At 66.2% G+C, this 15,407-nt stretch carries 13 protein-coding genes; 3 read left to right on the forward strand and 10 right to left on the reverse strand.

Annotated features, from left to right (window positions below; genetic code table 11):
- Position 1 precedes the first annotated feature (1 nt).
- From AC5RWA_RS04495 to AC5RWA_RS04505, 3 genes are read right to left on the reverse strand one after another with little or no spacing between them, the layout of a single operon-like run.
- The gene (locus AC5RWA_RS04495; protein WP_494056716.1) at positions 2–1,180 is read right to left on the reverse strand and encodes a Gfo/Idh/MocA family protein; all 1,179 of its coding nucleotides are present in this window, start codon (positions 1,178–1,180) and stop codon (positions 2–4) included.
- 12 nt (positions 1,181–1,192) lie between these two features.
- Complete coding sequence (locus AC5RWA_RS04500; protein WP_494056717.1) at positions 1,193–2,311, reverse strand: Gfo/Idh/MocA family protein; 1,119 nt, start codon at positions 2,309–2,311, stop codon at positions 1,193–1,195.
- The gene (locus AC5RWA_RS04505; RefSeq protein WP_494056718.1) at positions 2,308–3,069 is read right to left on the reverse strand and encodes a sugar phosphate isomerase/epimerase family protein; all 762 of its coding nucleotides are present in this window, start codon (positions 3,067–3,069) and stop codon (positions 2,308–2,310) included. Before AC5RWA_RS04505 ends, AC5RWA_RS04500 begins: the two co-directional genes overlap by 4 nt.
- A gap of 137 nt (positions 3,070–3,206) precedes the next feature.
- Between AC5RWA_RS04505 and AC5RWA_RS04510 the strand changes: the two genes are divergently transcribed.
- Positions 3,207–4,421 carry an ROK family transcriptional regulator gene (locus AC5RWA_RS04510; protein WP_494056719.1) on the forward strand — a complete coding sequence of 405 codons (1,215 nt, stop codon included), beginning with the start codon at positions 3,207–3,209 and terminating at the stop codon, positions 4,419–4,421.
- A 57-nt stretch (positions 4,422–4,478) separates the two neighbouring features.
- Here AC5RWA_RS04510 and AC5RWA_RS04515 read toward each other — a convergent pair whose 3' ends face one another.
- The 7 genes from AC5RWA_RS04515 to purU all read right to left on the reverse strand — a co-directional run bounded on the left by AC5RWA_RS04515 (position 4,479) and on the right by purU (position 14,132).
- Entirely contained in the window at positions 4,479–6,500 is a 2,022-nt protein-coding gene (locus tag AC5RWA_RS04515; protein ID WP_494056720.1) for a BCCT family transporter, read from the reverse strand.
- Between the two features lie 307 nt (positions 6,501–6,807).
- Complete coding sequence (fdhD, locus tag AC5RWA_RS04520; RefSeq protein WP_494056721.1) at positions 6,808–7,689, reverse strand: formate dehydrogenase accessory sulfurtransferase FdhD; 882 nt, start codon at positions 7,687–7,689, stop codon at positions 6,808–6,810.
- Positions 7,677–9,011: a molybdopterin molybdotransferase MoeA gene (locus AC5RWA_RS04525; protein WP_494056722.1), complete on the reverse strand. Its 1,335-nt coding sequence runs from the start codon at positions 9,009–9,011 to the stop codon at positions 7,677–7,679. The genes fdhD and AC5RWA_RS04525 overlap by 13 nt, the downstream gene beginning before the upstream one ends.
- Positions 9,012–9,157: 146 nt before the next feature.
- Entirely contained in the window at positions 9,158–10,054 is an 897-nt protein-coding gene (locus AC5RWA_RS04530; RefSeq protein ID WP_494056723.1) for a bifunctional 5,10-methylenetetrahydrofolate dehydrogenase/5,10-methenyltetrahydrofolate cyclohydrolase, read from the reverse strand.
- Complete coding sequence (locus tag AC5RWA_RS04535; protein WP_494056724.1) at positions 10,051–10,677, reverse strand: cyclodeaminase/cyclohydrolase family protein; 627 nt, start codon at positions 10,675–10,677, stop codon at positions 10,051–10,053. The genes AC5RWA_RS04530 and AC5RWA_RS04535 overlap by 4 nt, the downstream gene beginning before the upstream one ends.
- 3 nt (positions 10,678–10,680) lie before the next feature.
- Entirely contained in the window at positions 10,681–13,173 is a 2,493-nt protein-coding gene (locus tag AC5RWA_RS04540) for a GcvT family protein (RefSeq protein ID WP_115524742.1), read from the reverse strand.
- 53 nt (positions 13,174–13,226) lie between these two features.
- Complete coding sequence (gene purU, locus AC5RWA_RS04545) at positions 13,227–14,132, reverse strand: formyltetrahydrofolate deformylase (protein ID WP_115524741.1); 906 nt, start codon at positions 14,130–14,132, stop codon at positions 13,227–13,229.
- Positions 14,133–14,254: 122 nt separating this feature from the next.
- On the opposite strand from purU, the gene AC5RWA_RS04550 reads away from it, so the two are divergent.
- The gene (locus AC5RWA_RS04550; protein ID WP_494056725.1) at positions 14,255–14,935 is read left to right on the forward strand and encodes a GntR family transcriptional regulator; all 681 of its coding nucleotides are present in this window, start codon (positions 14,255–14,257) and stop codon (positions 14,933–14,935) included.
- Between the two features lie 117 nt (positions 14,936–15,052).
- Positions 15,053–15,364 (forward strand): hypothetical protein, encoded by a 312-nt coding sequence (locus tag AC5RWA_RS04555; RefSeq protein WP_494056726.1) that lies wholly within the window; start codon positions 15,053–15,055, stop codon positions 15,362–15,364.
- Positions 15,365–15,407 lie beyond the last annotated feature (43 nt).

Consider the following 15,407-nt stretch of genomic DNA (forward strand, 5'->3'; position numbering starts at 1 on the left):
GTCAGGCTCCTTCGGTGGAAAGCGGTGCGTGGACGGGTGTGGCGGCGCTTTTGTTGCCGGCGGATTCCTCGACGGCGTTCAGGATGTACTGCACGTTCAGTCCGTCCTCGAACGACGGCGACGGCGGGGTTCCGTCCCGCACGGCCAGCAGGAAGTCGCGGATTTGGTGGGTGAAGGTGTGTTCCCAGCCGATGATGTGGCCCTGCGGCCACCATGCATCAAGGTACGGGTGGTCCGGCTCGCTGACGAGGATACGCCGGACGCCCTGCTCCCGGGCGGGCGCGGTGGCGTCCAGGAAGCCGAGTTCGTTGAGGTTTTCCAGGTCGAAGAGGATGCTGCCCTTATCGCCGTAGACCTCAATCTGGAGGGAGTTCTTCCGCCCGGTGGCCACCCGGGAGGCCTCCACCGAGGCGATAGCTCCGGAGGCGAGGGACAGTGTTGCCCAGGCGGCGTCGTCGACCGTGACGTCCTCCGGTCCGTTGGTGCCCGGGCGGCGGTCCACGAAGGTGTGGAGCCGGCCGCTGACCTCGGTGACCTGGTCGCCCAGGAGGTAGAGGACCTGGTCGATGGCGTGTGAGGCGATGTCGCCGAGGGCGCCCGAGCCCGCTGTTTCTTTTCGCAGCCGCCAGGTCATGGGGGCCTGGTCATCGGCAAGCCAGTCCTGCAGGTAGGCGGCGCGGACGTGCCGCACCGTGCCCACGCGGCCCTCGGAAATCAGTTCCCTGGCGAGGGCAAGTGCGGGGACCCGGCGGTAGTTGAAGCCGATCATCGACTGGACGCCGCGGGCCCGGGCCTTTGCTGCCGCGGCAGTCATGAGTTCAGCTTCGGCCAGGGTGTTGGCCAGGGGTTTTTCGACGAGGACGTGCTTGCCGGCCTCGAGGGCGGCGACGGCGATCTCGGCGTGCATCCAGCCCGGTGCGCAGATATCCACGATGTGGATGTCATCCCGGTTGATGACGGAGCGCCAGTCGGTGGCGGACTCAGCCCAGCCGTACTTGGCTGCCGCCTGTGCCACCTGCCCGGCATCACGCCCCACGAGTACTTTCTGCTCGAAGGCCGGAACGTCGAAGAAGCTGGCCACGTTCCGCCACGCGTTGGAGTGGGCCTTTCCCATAAAGGCGTAGCCGATGGCGGCAACGCCGAGGGAACGGGCGCCGCTGGTTTGTGTCTGCTGTGTCATGGTCGGGGTTTCCTAGAGGGTAGCGGTTTCGGGTGCCCAGTCTTCGGGGAGGGCTGCGGAGGCCGGCGCGGAACTTTCCACGTTGATGAAGGTGCCGGCATCGATGGATTCGGAAATGGAAACCATGCTGTCCAGGACGTGGTAGGCAAGGTCCCCGGTGGCGCGGTGCGGGACACCCGCCCGGATGGACCGGGCCATGTCCAGCACGCCCATGCCCCGGCCGTTCGCGGGGCCGGTGGCCGGGATGGTGGTCCAATCCTCGTCTCCGGCCCGCCAGAGCCTGATATCGCCGTCGAAGTAATTGGGGTCCGGCAGGGAAATGGTGGCCTCGGTGCCGGTGATCTCCACAAAGCCCACCCGTGCGCGGGGGGATTCGAAGGAGAACACGCTGTGGGAGGAGGCGCCGGACTCGAACTGCGCCATCGCCGAGACGTGGGTGGGTACCTCAACCGTGAATTCCTCGCCGGCTTTGGGCCCGGAACCAATGACGCGGACTTCCTTGGCTTTGGACCCGACGGCGGCCACCTTGCGGATGGAGCCGAACGCCTGGATCAGGGTGGTGAGGTAGTACGGGCCCATGTCGAACAGCGGGCCGGCGCCATGCTGGAACAGGAACGCCGGGTTGGGGTGCCAGGACTCCGGGCCGGGGGTCTGGAACGTGGTCATCGCGGTCAGCGGCGTCCCGATGTCGCCGCGCTGGATCAGGCGCAGGGCCGTCTGCAGCCCGGCGCCGAGGAATGTGTCCGGCGCGCAGCCCAGGCGGATGCCCGCGGCGTCGGCGGTCTTGAGCAGGCCGAGCCCGGATTCCCGGTCCAGGCTGAACGGCTTCTCCGTCCAGACGTGCTTGCCGGCGTTTACGGCGGCAGTGGCCACCTCAACGTGCGCGGCCGGGATGGTCAGGTTGACGATAATCTCCACGTCCGGGTGGTGCAGCGCCTTGTCCACGCCGCCCCACTCCGGGATGCCGTACTCCTTGGCGCGGGCCTCGGCCGCCTCTTCGAACATGTCGGCGATGACGTGGACCTTGAGGTCGGGGAACTCGGTGAGGTTGTCCAGGTACTGCTTGCTGATGTTGCCGGCGCCGATGACGCCGACGCCTACCGGGCCTTTGCGTGCGGAAAGGGGGCTCATGCGGTTGCTCCTTCCGCAGCGTTGCCGGTGGCGGTGCTGTTCAGGAAGGCCAGGCTTTGGGCTATGCCGTCGAAGATGTCGCCGGCATAGTCGTCGAATTCCACCACGCCTGTCTCCAGGGACTTCGCCGCTGCGATGACGTCCAGGACCGGGACCTTGCCTTGCCCTGCGGGCTGCTGCGCCTTGGTGTCCGTGGTCAGGGGGCCGTCCTTGATGTGGATGAGCTTCACCCGGTCACCCAGCCTGGCAAGGATGTCCACGGGGTCATGGCCGCCGACAGCCACCCAGTACGTGTCCACCTCCAGGACCACCTCCGGATCCAGCAGGCCTGCGAAGTATTCCAGGGCGGTGCGGCCTTCAATGGTGGACTCCAGCTCCCACTGATGGTTGTGGTAGCCCACGCGGATCCCGTATTCGGCGCCCTTTTTGGCTGCTGCGTTGAGCCTGGCCGCCGTGGCCTGGATGTCCTCCGCGTTCTGCCAGTGATCGGCCGGGATGAAGGGCTCGATGACGGTGGCAATGCCGAGTCCTTTGGCCGCGGCGAAAATTTCGTCCTGGTCCTGGCTGAGCAGCGGAGCGTGGCCGGAAGGTGCGGCCAGGCCGTTTTCCCTCAGCGCGGCGCCCAGCTCCCTGGCGGTGGCCACAAAGTTGTAGGGCTCCACCTGCGTGAAGCCGATCTCCGCCACCTTCCTGATGGTTCCGGGCAGGTCGTCCTCGATGGCGTTGCGCAGCGTGTAGAGCTGGACTGAATACGGCATGGTTCTCCTGGCTTCTTCGGCATGTGGCAGTGTCCCGCCCGCAGTTTGTCTTAGTGCAAAGCTAGAAGGACTTTTGCCGAAGGTCAAGCAAAAGTTGTGCGCGTGACAGAAGTAAGTGGGCGTGCTATCAATTTCGTATGACCAAAACCGCCGGCCGATTTGCTCCGCCTGACATCCAGGGGCTGCAGGGGCGTGCCGGGGATCTCTTCCAACTCCTGCGTGACGGCCAGGCACGGACGCGCGCCGAACTTGCCATCACTACCGGGCTGGCCCGCTCCACCGTTGCCTCCCGCATCGATGCCCTCATCAGCTCCGGCCTGGTTGGGCCCGCGGGGGAGGCAAGCTCCAGCGGCGGCAGGCCGCCGTCGCGCTTTGCCTTCAACCCGGCCGCGCGCGTTGTGCTGGCCGTCGATGTCGGGGCCACCCACGCGGTGGTGGCCGTCACTGACCTTGCGGGCAGCATTGTGGCGGAGCGCCGGCTGGAGCAGGAGGTGGCTGATGGGCCGGAGGCCGTGTTGGGCCGGATCCTTGCCCTTGGACAAGAGCTGCTCGCCGAGGCCGGCCGCCAGCTCAAGGACCTTGCCGGAGTGGGCATCGGCCTGCCCGGCCCGGTTGAACATGACACCGGGCGCCCGGTTAAGCCGCCCATCATGCCGGGATGGGACGGATTCGACGTGGTCCCGTATGTCCAACGCTCGCTGCCGGTCCCTGTCCTGGTGGACAACGACGTCAACATCATGGCCCTCGGGGAGCGGACCGCCTACTGGCCCGAGCACAGCAATTTCCTCTTCATCAAGGTCGCCACGGGCGTTGGCGCGGGCATCATCAGCAGCGGACAGCTGCAGCGCGGGGCAAACGGCACGGCCGGCGACCTGGGCCATGTCCGCGTGCCGCGGGGCGATGACGTCCTGTGCCGCTGCGGCAACTACGGCTGCCTCGAAGCGCTCGCGTCCGGACCCGCCGTCGCCCGGCAGCTCCAGGCGCAGGGCCTGGATGCGGCAACGGGCGCCGACGTGCTTCGGCTTGTCCGGGAGGGGCACCCGCAGGCCGTCCAGGCGCTGCGCCAGGCGGGGCGCGATGTGGGCGACGTCCTGGCCGCCGCCGTCAACCTGCTCAATCCGTCCATGGTCATCATCGGCGGCAGCATCGGGGAGGCAGGGGAGCACCTTGTGGCCGGGATCCGCGAGGTGGTGTACCGCCGCTCGCTGCCGCTGGCCACGGCACACCTGCGGATCGGCATCTCGATGGCGGGGCCCCGCGCGGCAATCCTCGGGGCCAGCCAGATGGTCACCCAGCACGTCCTGTCGCCCGACGTCGTCGAGGCAACACTCGCCGGGAGCATTGCCGGCTAAGCTCCCGGAACAAGAAACTGGCCCTGGTGATGTGATCACCAGGGCCAGTACGTAAAGCTATTTCCTGTCGGTCTCCGGACCGGAGGTGACTGCAGAGCTGCCGCTTCCGGAGCTTCCCCCGGAGCAGGACTCCGGGTCAGGGCAGGTTTCCGCGCATTCGTGCTTGGTGACGAGGTCGAACTGGACCCCGCGGTGCTGCTCGACGCCGGTGCGGATGGCCCGCTCCACCACGGAGGTGGCCAGGCGGCGGCGCAGCGAGAGCGGGTCCCGGCGCAGGTCCCTGGCCAGGGCGAAGCAGAGCAGCAGCATCACGACGACGAACGGCAGCGCCGCAACGATGGTGATCCGCTGCAGGCCCGACAAGGCTTCGGAAGGTTCGTCACCGCCGGCCAGGAGCATGACTGCCGCCACTGCACCGGTGAGCGTTCCCCAGAAGATGACCAGGCCGCGCTTCGGCTCCGAGGAGCCGTTGGAGCTCAACGAGGACATAACCAACGACGCCGAGTCCGCGCCGGTGATGAAGAAGATGGCAACCAACACCATGGCCAGGACCACGACGGCGGCGATCAGCCACGCCGGCAGGGGCAGGTTCTTGACCAGGTTGAACAGGGCGCCGTCAAAATCAATGCTGGCAGTTCCGTCGGTGATCGTCATCAGGCCCGGCAGGTTTGCCTTGTCGGCGTCCTGCTGGATCTTGAAGGCAGTACCGCCGAAGATGCCGAACCAGATGACGCTCACGATGCTCGGGACCAGCAGGACGCCGGTCACGAACTGCCGGATGGTCCGGCCGCGGCTGATGCGGGCAATGAACATCCCTACGAAGGGCGTCCAGGAGATCCACCATGCCCAGTAGAAGATGGTCCAGCCTGACATCCAGGTGCGGAGCGCTTCATCGCCCACGGCCTCGGTGCGGGAGGACATCTCTGCCAGGTCGCGGGCGTAATCTCCCACCGCCGACGGGATGAGGTTGAGGATGAACAGGGTGGGCCCGGCAATGAAGACGATCAAAGCAAGGATGACGGCCAGGACCATGTTGGTGTTGGACAGCCACTGGATGCCGCGGCTGATGCCGGATACGGCGGAGGCGACGAAGCACGCCGTCAGGATGGCGACGATGGCCACCAGGACGGGAGTCCCGATTTCACCCACGTAGCCGTTGGAGGTGAGGCCGCTTCCGATCTGCAGTGCTCCGAGGCCCAGTGACGCGGCCGTGCCGAAAAGCGTGGCGAAGATGGCGAGGATGTTGATGAACTTCCCCACCGGGCCTTCCACCGTCCTGATGCCGAACAGCGAGGTGAAGGCAGCCGAGATCAGCTGCTTGCGGCCCAGCCGGTAGGTGCCGTACGCCATGGCAATACCCACCACTGCGTACATGGCCCAGGGGTGGAGGGTCCAGTGGAAGATGGACGTGGCCATCGCTGTCTGGATGGCGTCCGGCGTGCGGCCGTCCACGGTGCCGGGCGGGGGAGTGATGAAGTGGTACAGGGGCTCTGCGACACCGTAGAACATCAGGCCGATGCCCATGCCGGCGGCGAACATCATCGACACCCAGGACACGGTCCGGAACTCGGGCTTTTCGCCGTCCTTGCCCAGCGGGATGTTTCCGAACTTGCCCAGGGCCAGCCACAGGACAAAAACTACGAAGAGGGAGGCCAGCACCATAAAGAGCCAGCCCGTGTACTCCATCACCCAGTCGAGGGCTGCGGTGGAGGTTGTGGAAAGGCTTTCCTTGCCAACGAACCCCCAGACCACGAAGGCCAGGGCGAGGACGCCCGTGATGCCGAACGTGGTCTTGTCGAGGATGAGCTTGCGGTTGCGGCGTTCGGAGACTGCCTGCTCGGTCTTGCTCTGGCGCAGCTCCTCGAGGATCTGCTCGTATTCTTCTGTCTCCGGAAGGATGGCGGTCTCGCTTTCGGCCGGGGCAGTTTCTGCCGGCGGCGTGCCGGCTGCGGCAGCTCCGGCTGCCGGGACGGTGCTGTCCTTCACGTCCGGGTTCGGCCTGACAGGGGCTTCCAGTGGATCACTGTCCACGGGAAGGCCGTTCGGTTTGGGGGATGATATTTCGCTGTTGATAGCCATGAGCGGGTTCCTTTGCTCGGCGAGTCACGGGCAGGCATTGATGCATGCCCTTGGGGCGATAGTCCGGGCGGAAGGTTGGGGTCCACGCCCGATTCGCTGACTGTGGTGTCGCACCTCTTTAGGTTCAGGGTTCTTATTCACATAGGAAGGGCCGGGAAGCCCTGGGGGAGGTGTTCCGCAAGAATCAACAGAATTCGCGCTAAGCAACAGAGTGCGCTAGACCACATTCAAAGTCAAGGTTTTTCTGAAGGCGCTCCGTAACTCTTGACACGTTAAATGTCCGAAAAACGCTGTTGCACCACGTGATTCATGTTGCGCATGACGCCGCCTCCGCCGCCACCCTGCCGGGACGTCCGATCCGTTCCCGGCCGGCATAAACATTGAGGCTGTGCCCCCTGCTGAATCCCACCAGGGTCACCCCGGTCTCGGCAGCAAGGTCCGCGGCAAGGCTGGAAGGCGCGCTGACGGCAGCCAGGACCGGGATTCCCGCCAGGGCGGCCTTCTGGACCAGCTCAAACGAGGCGCGGCCCGAGACCTGCAGGACGGTGCCCCGCAGCGGGAGCAGCCCCTCCCGCAGCGCCCAGCCCACTACTTTGTCCACCGCATTGTGGCGGCCCACGTCCTCGCGCAGGCACAGCAGCTCAGGTTCATCCCCGTCCATCCTGAACAGGCCCGCTGCATGGACGCCGCCGGTCTTGTCGAAGACGGCCTGGGCCTCCCGCAACCTTTCCGGCAACCCGGCCAGGAGGTCCACGGGAACCCGCAGCCCGTCCCCGGAGGGGTCGAAGTGCAGGGTCTTGCGGACGGCGTCGATGGATTCGGTCCCGCAGATGCCACAGGAGCTTGATGTGTAGACGTGCCGCATGGTGTCCGGCATGGCCGCGCCAGGTCCCAGCTGGGCATCCACCACGTTGAAGGTCTGTACATCCCCGTTCCTGCCGGCGCAGAAGCGCAGCGACACCAGGTCTGACTGGTGGCGGATGACGCCTTCCGAGACGAGGAAACCGGCCACGAGGTCAAAGTCGTCGCCGGGAGTCCTCATGGTGACGGCAAAGGACCGTCCGGCCAGCCGGATTTCCAGGGGCTCCTCGGCGGCGAGGACATCCTCCTTGAACCGGACGGGGAACTCGGTGGCTGATCCATCCAGGTGGAAACGGTGGATCTTCCGGCGCTGGGTCATACGGGCCATGGCGTGTATCCCTGACTGTTCGTGGAATCTATGGTCTCACCTGGCTGTGTCCAGGGAAGAGGGAGGACGGGGACAGGTTCGCCTGACTGAACACCGCATGGGGGAACGGCCATAACGCCGTCCGCCCATGCCAGGCCGCGCATCATGCCCGGCCCCGTGTGTTGGAGCGGAAACGCCAGCCCGGAAAGGAATCTGCAGGGGATGAGCCGGGTGCGTCCCGCGTCCGGTTCGATGTCACTGCCGGACAGCACCTGGTCCAGCGGCCGCAGCTGCCGGTTTCCGAGGGCAGCCAGCAGCGGTGCACCGATGGTCAGGAGCGCCATCATGGCCGCCAGGGGATTTCCGGGCAGTCCGACGACGAAGCGGCCGTCCGGGAGTCCGGCCAGCACGGCGGGGTGGCCGGGGCGCATGGCGATCCCGTCAAGCAGCAGTTCGCCGCCCAGCGCGGCTATGGCCGCGCGGAAGTGGTCCGTCCCGGACTTGCCGGTCCCGCCTGTTGTGATGATGACATCGGGCCGTTCACCGGCCGGCGCGGCACAGTCCGCCAGGGCGGCGAGCCACTCGCTGAACGAGTCGCCGATCCTCACGGGAGGGCCGGCAGTACCTCCGAGCTGCCCGACGACCGTGCCCAGCTGCGGGCCAAAGGTGTCCCTGACCTGTCCCGGTGCAGGAACGCCGTGCGTCACCACTTCCGCCCCCGTCAGTACGACGGCGACTGCGGGCCGGGCGCGGACCGGGACTTCGTCGTGGCCTGCTACGGCCGCCAGGGCGAGGTGCGCAGGGTTGAGGACAGTACCGGCTGGCAGCAGCACGTTGCTTGCCCTTGCCTCCTCACCGGCCGGACGTATGTGCTGGCCGGGATGCGGCTCGCCCTGGCGCGCATCGGGACGCAGCATGAGAACGTGCCTGCCTGCGGCGTCCGTGGATACCTGGCCGCTTTCCTTGCGCAGGACGGCGCCGGCGCCGTCCGGTACCAGTCCCCCGGTGGCAATGGCGCGTGCCCGGTTCGGTAAGAGCACCTGGTCCGCCGGCAGCGTCGCGTGCTGCGGTGAAGGGTTGTCCTCCGGAAGAAGCCAGGGGCCCGGGCCGTTCACGGCCCAGCCGTCCATGGCTGATGATGCATAGTGCGGAAGGTCCTGCAGTGCAGTGACATCCCGGGTGAGGACGCGGCCGGCGGCGTCAGCCAGGGGCAGGCTCGCCGGCGGGAGCGGCCTGGCGCAGTCGAAGGCCAGCTGCCGGGCTTCAACCCAGGTGGGAGACCCGTTACGGGCAACCGCTGCGCGGGAATCAGAAGCTTGGAATACGAGTTCCTCGGTGAGCATCGTTGCTCCCTCTCATTGCGCTGAATATCGGCGGGGACGGAAATGGCCCCGTTTCCGAAAGTGGTGCTTCGATGAGGAATACCTCCCCAGGTTTTAGGCCCACCGAAGCACCATTTACGGAAACGGGACCATCAGGTCCATGTGTTTTAGCCGGCCGCCTGGAGGACGCCGGATTCGGCAATCAGCGACCCTGACTGGTTCCGGGCTGCTTCCACCGTGTGCAGGAGCAGCAGGGCCGTGGTCACCGAGCCGACACCTCCGGGGACAGGGGTCAGCGCAGCCGCGACGCCGCGGACGCTGTTCCCGTCCACATCGCCCACCAGCGAACCGTCGGCAAGGACGTTCGTGCCGACGTCGACCACTACCGTCTTCGCGGAAACGTCACTGCCCGTCAGCAGGCCTGTCCGTCCGGCGGCCACCACCACGATGTCCGCCTCCTTGGTGTAGGTCCCGAGCGGACCCGACCTGGAATGGCAGACCGTGACCGCCGCGTCGCGTTCCAGCAGCAACAGGGACAGCGGCTTTCCCACCACCGCGGACCGGCCAACAACCACGGCGTTCCGGCCCGCCACCGGGACGTCGTAGTGGTCAAGGATTTCCACGACGGCCCGGGCGGTGGCCGGTGCGAACGCGGGCTGGCCCACGGCCAGCCTGCCGAGGCTCAGCGGATTGGCTCCGTCAATGTCCTTCTCCGGCGCGATGAGCCCCACCAGGGCGTCCGCCCGCACCCCCGCGGGAAGCGGCGTTTGCAGGATGATGCCGTTCACGGATGGCTCGGCGGCCAGGTCCCGCAGGACACTGGCCAGCACCTGCTCGGTGGCGTCATGGCCCAGGTCGAGGACCCGGCAACCAATGCCGGCGCGTTCTGCTGCGCGCTCAATGGAGCGCACGTACCAGCGCGTCGATTCGTCATCGGTGGCCATCACCACCGCGAGGACGGGACGCACGCCGTGCTGTTCCAGGGTCCGGGCCCCGTCCTGCGTCCTTTCGCGGATGATCCCGGCGAGGGACGTTCCCGACAACGTTGCGGTTTCAGTGCTCAACGAAGGATCCTTTCACGTACGCGTGCCGCAAGGGAGTCGGCTGCCATGACCACTTTGTCCTCCAGGCCGTCCGTCCGCTGGGCCAGCCCGGCGCGTGCCCCGGGGTCCTTGATGGCCACCACGTTGATGTCGATATTCACCCGTGCGGTGGTTGCGGCTGCGCGGGCGGCGTCCGCGGCGGCCGCGACGTCGCTGATGACGTTCGCGTTCGCGACGTCAAACAGTTCCGTTGCAAGCTCCACGACGGCACCGGCAACCGTGACGAGGTGCGCCGGTGTCTGTGCCGCCTGGACGAGCGCGGCGTCAATGGTGGCGGCGCGCGCGGCCTTGAGTTCGTCCGTCGTCGCGGGGAGCTTGTAGGCGTCGATCACAGCCTGGAAGGCCTGCTCATCGGCGTCGGCCAGGCCCACTGCCTCATTGACCAGATCGTCCGCGGCCTGGGTGATCCGCTGTACCAGGGCGGCGTGCTGCTCGTACTTGCCGCCTGTGGTGTAGCGGGCCACCATGGCCACCAGGGCTGCACCCTGGGCGGCGTGCAGCGCGGCTGCGGCGCCGCCGCCCGGGGTGGGCTGCCGTGAGGCCAGCCGGGTGAGGTAGCTGCCGATCGTCTCTTCGCTGATCATGGCTTAGCCGCGGAGCCGGGTCATGGTGGGGTCGTACAGCGGATCCTGGGTGACGGTGGCAACAATGCGCCGTCCGAAGTACTCAATCTCCACCGAGTCGCCCACTGACACAGCGCTTGGGAGGTAGGCGTAGGCGATCGGTTTGCGCACGGTGTAGCCGTACGCGGCGCTCGTCACGTAGCCGACGGCCTGGTCCTTGTAGAACACAGGTTCCTTGCCCAGCACGATGGACCGGCCGTCGTCGACCGTGAGGCACCGCAGGCGCCGGGCGGAGTTCTCCTCCGTGCGGCCTTCCAGGGCTGCCTTTCCGACGAAGTTGTCCTTGGCCATCTTGACGGCGAATCCCAGGCCTGCTTCGAGGGGGTCGTGTTCGGTGGTCATGTCGGTGCCCCAGGAACGGTAGCCCTTTTCCAGGCGGAGGGAGCTGAAGGCTGCCCGGCCGGCTGCAATTATGCCGAAGGGCTGGCCTGCTTTCCACAGCGCGTCCCAGAGGCGCTGGCCGTTGTCCGCGCTGGTGTAGAGCTCCCAGCCCAGTTCGCCAACGTAGGACAGGCGCATGGCCGTGACCGGCACACCGCCGATGACCACATTCTTGGACCGGAAGTATTTCAGCCCGTCGTTGGAGAAGTCGTCGCTGCTGACCGCACCCACCACCTCGCGTGCGAGCGGGCCCCAGAGGCCGATGCAGCAGGTGCCGCCGGTGGTGTCGCGGACCTGGACCCAGTCGCTGGCCGTGCCGTTTTCGGTCTGGTGCCGGGCTGCCCGCTCGAAGTAGGCGGTGTCGATGTTGCCGTTGGCGCCGAGCTGGAAGGTGTCTTCACTCAGGCGGGCCACGGTGATGTCACTGCGGATGCCGCCTGCGTGGTCCAGCAGGAGGGTGTAGGTGACGGCGCCGGGCTTCTTGGACATGTCCGCGGTGGTCAGTTCCTGCAGCAGCTTCTGGGCTCCGGGGCCGGAAACCTCAAGGCGCTTGAGGGGGGTCATGTCGTACATGGCGACGGCGGTACGGGTCTTCCACGCTTCGGCTGCGGCGATGGGGGAGCTGAACATTCCGGACCAGGCATCCCTGGCGGGCGGCTGCCAGTCGGCGGGCATCTCCTTGAGGAGGTCTGCGTTGGCTTCGAACCAGTAGGGACGCTCCCATCCGGCGCCCTCCAGGAAGAACCCGCCCAGCTGCTTGTGCCGGGCATGGAAGGGGCTGACCCGCAGGTTGCGGGGGGAGAGCTTGGGCTGCAGCGGGTGGAGGACGTCGTAGATTTCCACGAAGTTCTGCTGCGAGGTCTCGCTGACGTATTCGGGGGTGAGCTGCACGTCTTCGAACCGGTGGATGTCGCAGTCGCCCAGGTCGATGCGGGACTTGCCCTCCACGAGGAGTTCGGCCACGGCGCGGGCGATGCCTGCGGAGTGCGTAACCCACACGGCCTCGGCAACGAAGAAGCCGTCCAGTTCCTTGGATTCGCCCACCAGCGAACCGCCGTCGGGGGTGAAGGAGAAGATGCCGTTGAAGCCATCCTCGATTTCGCTTTCCCGCAGCGCCGGCAGGATCTGCTTGCTTGCTTCCCACGCGGGCAGGAAGTCCTCCAGCGTGAAGTCCAGGCGTGAGGGCATGTTGTGCTCGCTGATCTCATTCGGCTTGAAGCTTCCAAGCTCGTCGAGGTCCACCGGCATGGGGCGGTGGGCGTAGGAGCCGATGCCGTACCGGTCACCGTGTTCGCGGTAGTAGAGGTCCTGGTCCTGGTGGCGCAGGATGGGCAGCTGGGCGCCGTTCGGCAGTTCGTTCTTGCCCTTCTGGGCGGGTACCGGGGTGGTCTTGACGTACTGGTGTGCCAGCGGGAGGAGCGGAACGGACATCCCGATCAACTCGCCCACCTTGGCGCCCCAGAAGCCGGCGCAGGAAACCACGATGTCCGCAGGGATCACGCCGTCGGAGGTCTCGACGCCGGTCACGCGGCGGTTTGCCTGCTCGATACCGGTCACCTCGGTGTTGCCGATGTACTTCACGCCGGCGGCTTCGGTGCGCTTGATCAGCAACTGCACGGCGCGGGCTGCAAGTGCCAGGCCATCGGTGGGGACGTGGAGGCCACCCAGGATGTCTTCCTCATTGATCAGCGGGTAGAGCTCCTTGCACTCCTCACGGGAGAGGATCCTGCCGTCGATGCCCCACGATTGTGCGTACCCGAGCTTGCGCTTAAGGTCGGCAAGGCGGGTCTCCGTGGTGGCGACTTCCAGGCCGCCCACCTGGTTGAAGCAGCTGACGCCGTCCTCGGTCAGGGACAGCAGCTTTTCCACTGTGTACTTGGCGAACAGTGCCATGGACTTGGACGGGTTGGTCTGGAAGACGAGGCCGGGGGCGTGGGAGGTTGACCCGCCCGGCATGTTGAGCGGGCCCTGGTCCAGGACCGTGATGTTGTTCCAGCCCCTGGTGACGAGCTCATCGGCGAGGTTGGTGCCGACGATGCCGGCTCCGATGATGACAATGCGTGGCGACGATTCCATGTGGTTGCTCCTGCTGCTGTTCGTGTCTAAGTCTGTTGATGGGGCGCGGCCGGTTACCGGAACACGACCGTGCTGGACTCATCCAGCAGCACGCGGTGTTGGCAGTGCCATCGCACAGCCCGGGACAGCGCGAGTGCTTCCGCATCCTGCCCCACCGTGGACAATGCCGACGGACCATAGCTGTGGTCCACGCGGATCACTTCCTGCTCGATGATGGGTCCCTCATCCAGGTCTGCGGTGACGTAGTGGGCGGTGGCGCCCACCAGCTTGACGCCGCGGTCATAGGCCTGGTGGTAGGGGCGGGCGCCCTTGAAGCCAGGGAGGAAGGAGTGGTGGATGTTGATGGCACGGCCTTCCAGTGACCGGCACAGGTCGTTGGAAAGCACCTGCATGTACCGGGCCAGGACCACCAGGTCCACGTTGTACTCCTCCACCAGGTCCAGGAGCCGGCGCTCGGCGTCGGCCTTGGTGTCTGCCGTCACGGGGATGTGAATGAACGGCAGGCCGGCTGCTTCCGCCATGGCGCGGTGGGTCTCGTGGTTGGAAACCACCAGGACCAGGTCACCGCCCAGGGTGCCGCCGCGCCAGCGGAAGATGAGGTCGTTCAGGCAGTGGCCGAACTTGGAGACCATCACCAGGACGCGCTGCTTGGTCTGGTCATGGAAGCTGAACTTCATGTCGAAACGGTCGGCGATGGAACGGAACTCTTCTTCGAGCATGTCCGGGGTGTAGTCGGGGGAACCTGAGAACGCGGTGCGCAGGTGCAGCGTCTCACGCAGGCTGTCGTCGAACTGCTGGTGTTCGTCGATGTTGAAGCCCCGCTCGAACAGGAAGGTGGTTACGGCCTGGACGATCCCGGCGCGCTCGCGGCACGACAGTGTGAGCACGAATTTCTGCGCCTGCTCCTGGACCGGTGCCGCAAGTACAGCAGCTGACGACTCTGTTTGCATGAGGGTCATGTCCCCTCCTCCTTCAAGATATATCCCTGTGTATCGGACTGATATATTAGGTTGGAGATCAGCGTATACTGGTCCATGAGTGAGGTCAATAGTCATTTCTGGCCCGAGGAAGGGGTCCTAGCGTGGCGTTTGAAACTTTGGCGGTGGCTGATGATGTCAGCAGGAAGTCCCTTGCGGATGTGGCTTATCAGAGCATCCGCGACCGGCTCCTGATGCTGGACATCAAGCCCGGTGAACTCCTCAATGACGACTCTCTTGCCAAAGCCCTTGGCGTCGGCCGCACGCCCATCCGCGAAGCCCTGAAGCGGCTGGAGCTGGACCGCCTGGTGGTCACCTACCCGCGGCGCGGCACATTCGCCACCCGCGTGGACGTCACGGATCTTTCGTTCATCTCGGAAATACGCGCCCAGCTTGAGCCCCTTGCGGCCTCGCGCGCTGCGCGCGTGGCAACTGAAGCCGTTCGGGCACAGCTGCGGGCCATCCTCAAAGATGTTGAGGCCTTTGATGCCGGCGCCGCCTCGGTGACTGAAACGCTGAGGCTGGACGCCCGCGTGCACCAGGGCATCTATGCGGCCGCCGCAAATCCCCACCTTGAGGACATTCTCATCCGCTATGACAACCTGGCAACCAGGATCTGGTGCATGGTCATCGACCGTCTTCCCGATCTTTCCCTCCATGTGCACGAGCACCTGGACCTGCTCCGCGCCGTCATCGACGGCGACGAGGCGAGGGCTGCCGAGCTGGCGCGGGTGCACGTCAGTGGGTTCGAGCATGCCGTCCGCGAGGCTCTTTTCAGCGCCTAGGTTTCGCCGCCGCCGCACTCCGGACGCCGGGGCCTCATTGACAGGAAATGTGACCTGCAACATACTTGAGCTGACTTTTGATATATCAATGAAATATCAGCTCGTATGGTGCCCAGGATGACGAAGCCTGGCGCCCGGCCCGTGGAGGAACAGATGAAACCAGGCGCATCCGCAGACACGGTTCCCGCCGGCGGCAGCCTCACCAGGACGAAGAAGGGCACGTCCGGCAGCCAGAACGGGCGTGGACTGCGCGGTGACTGGGCGCGCCTGACCGGCCACACCGTTGAGGTGTGGCTGCTGGGCGAGCACGTCATGACCGGGGTGGTTGACCAGGCCGCGGAAGACGATTCGGTCCTGTGGATAGCCGGTGCGGGCATCAGCACCCGCCGGCTCTTCGACAAGTCCACCGGCTACCAGGTGTGGGCCTGAGGCAGCCAAAGTCCCGCCGGGCTCCCGCCATCGTGGCTGGGGG

The sequence above is a fragment of the Arthrobacter sp. 210 2 genome (assembly GCF_059093025.1).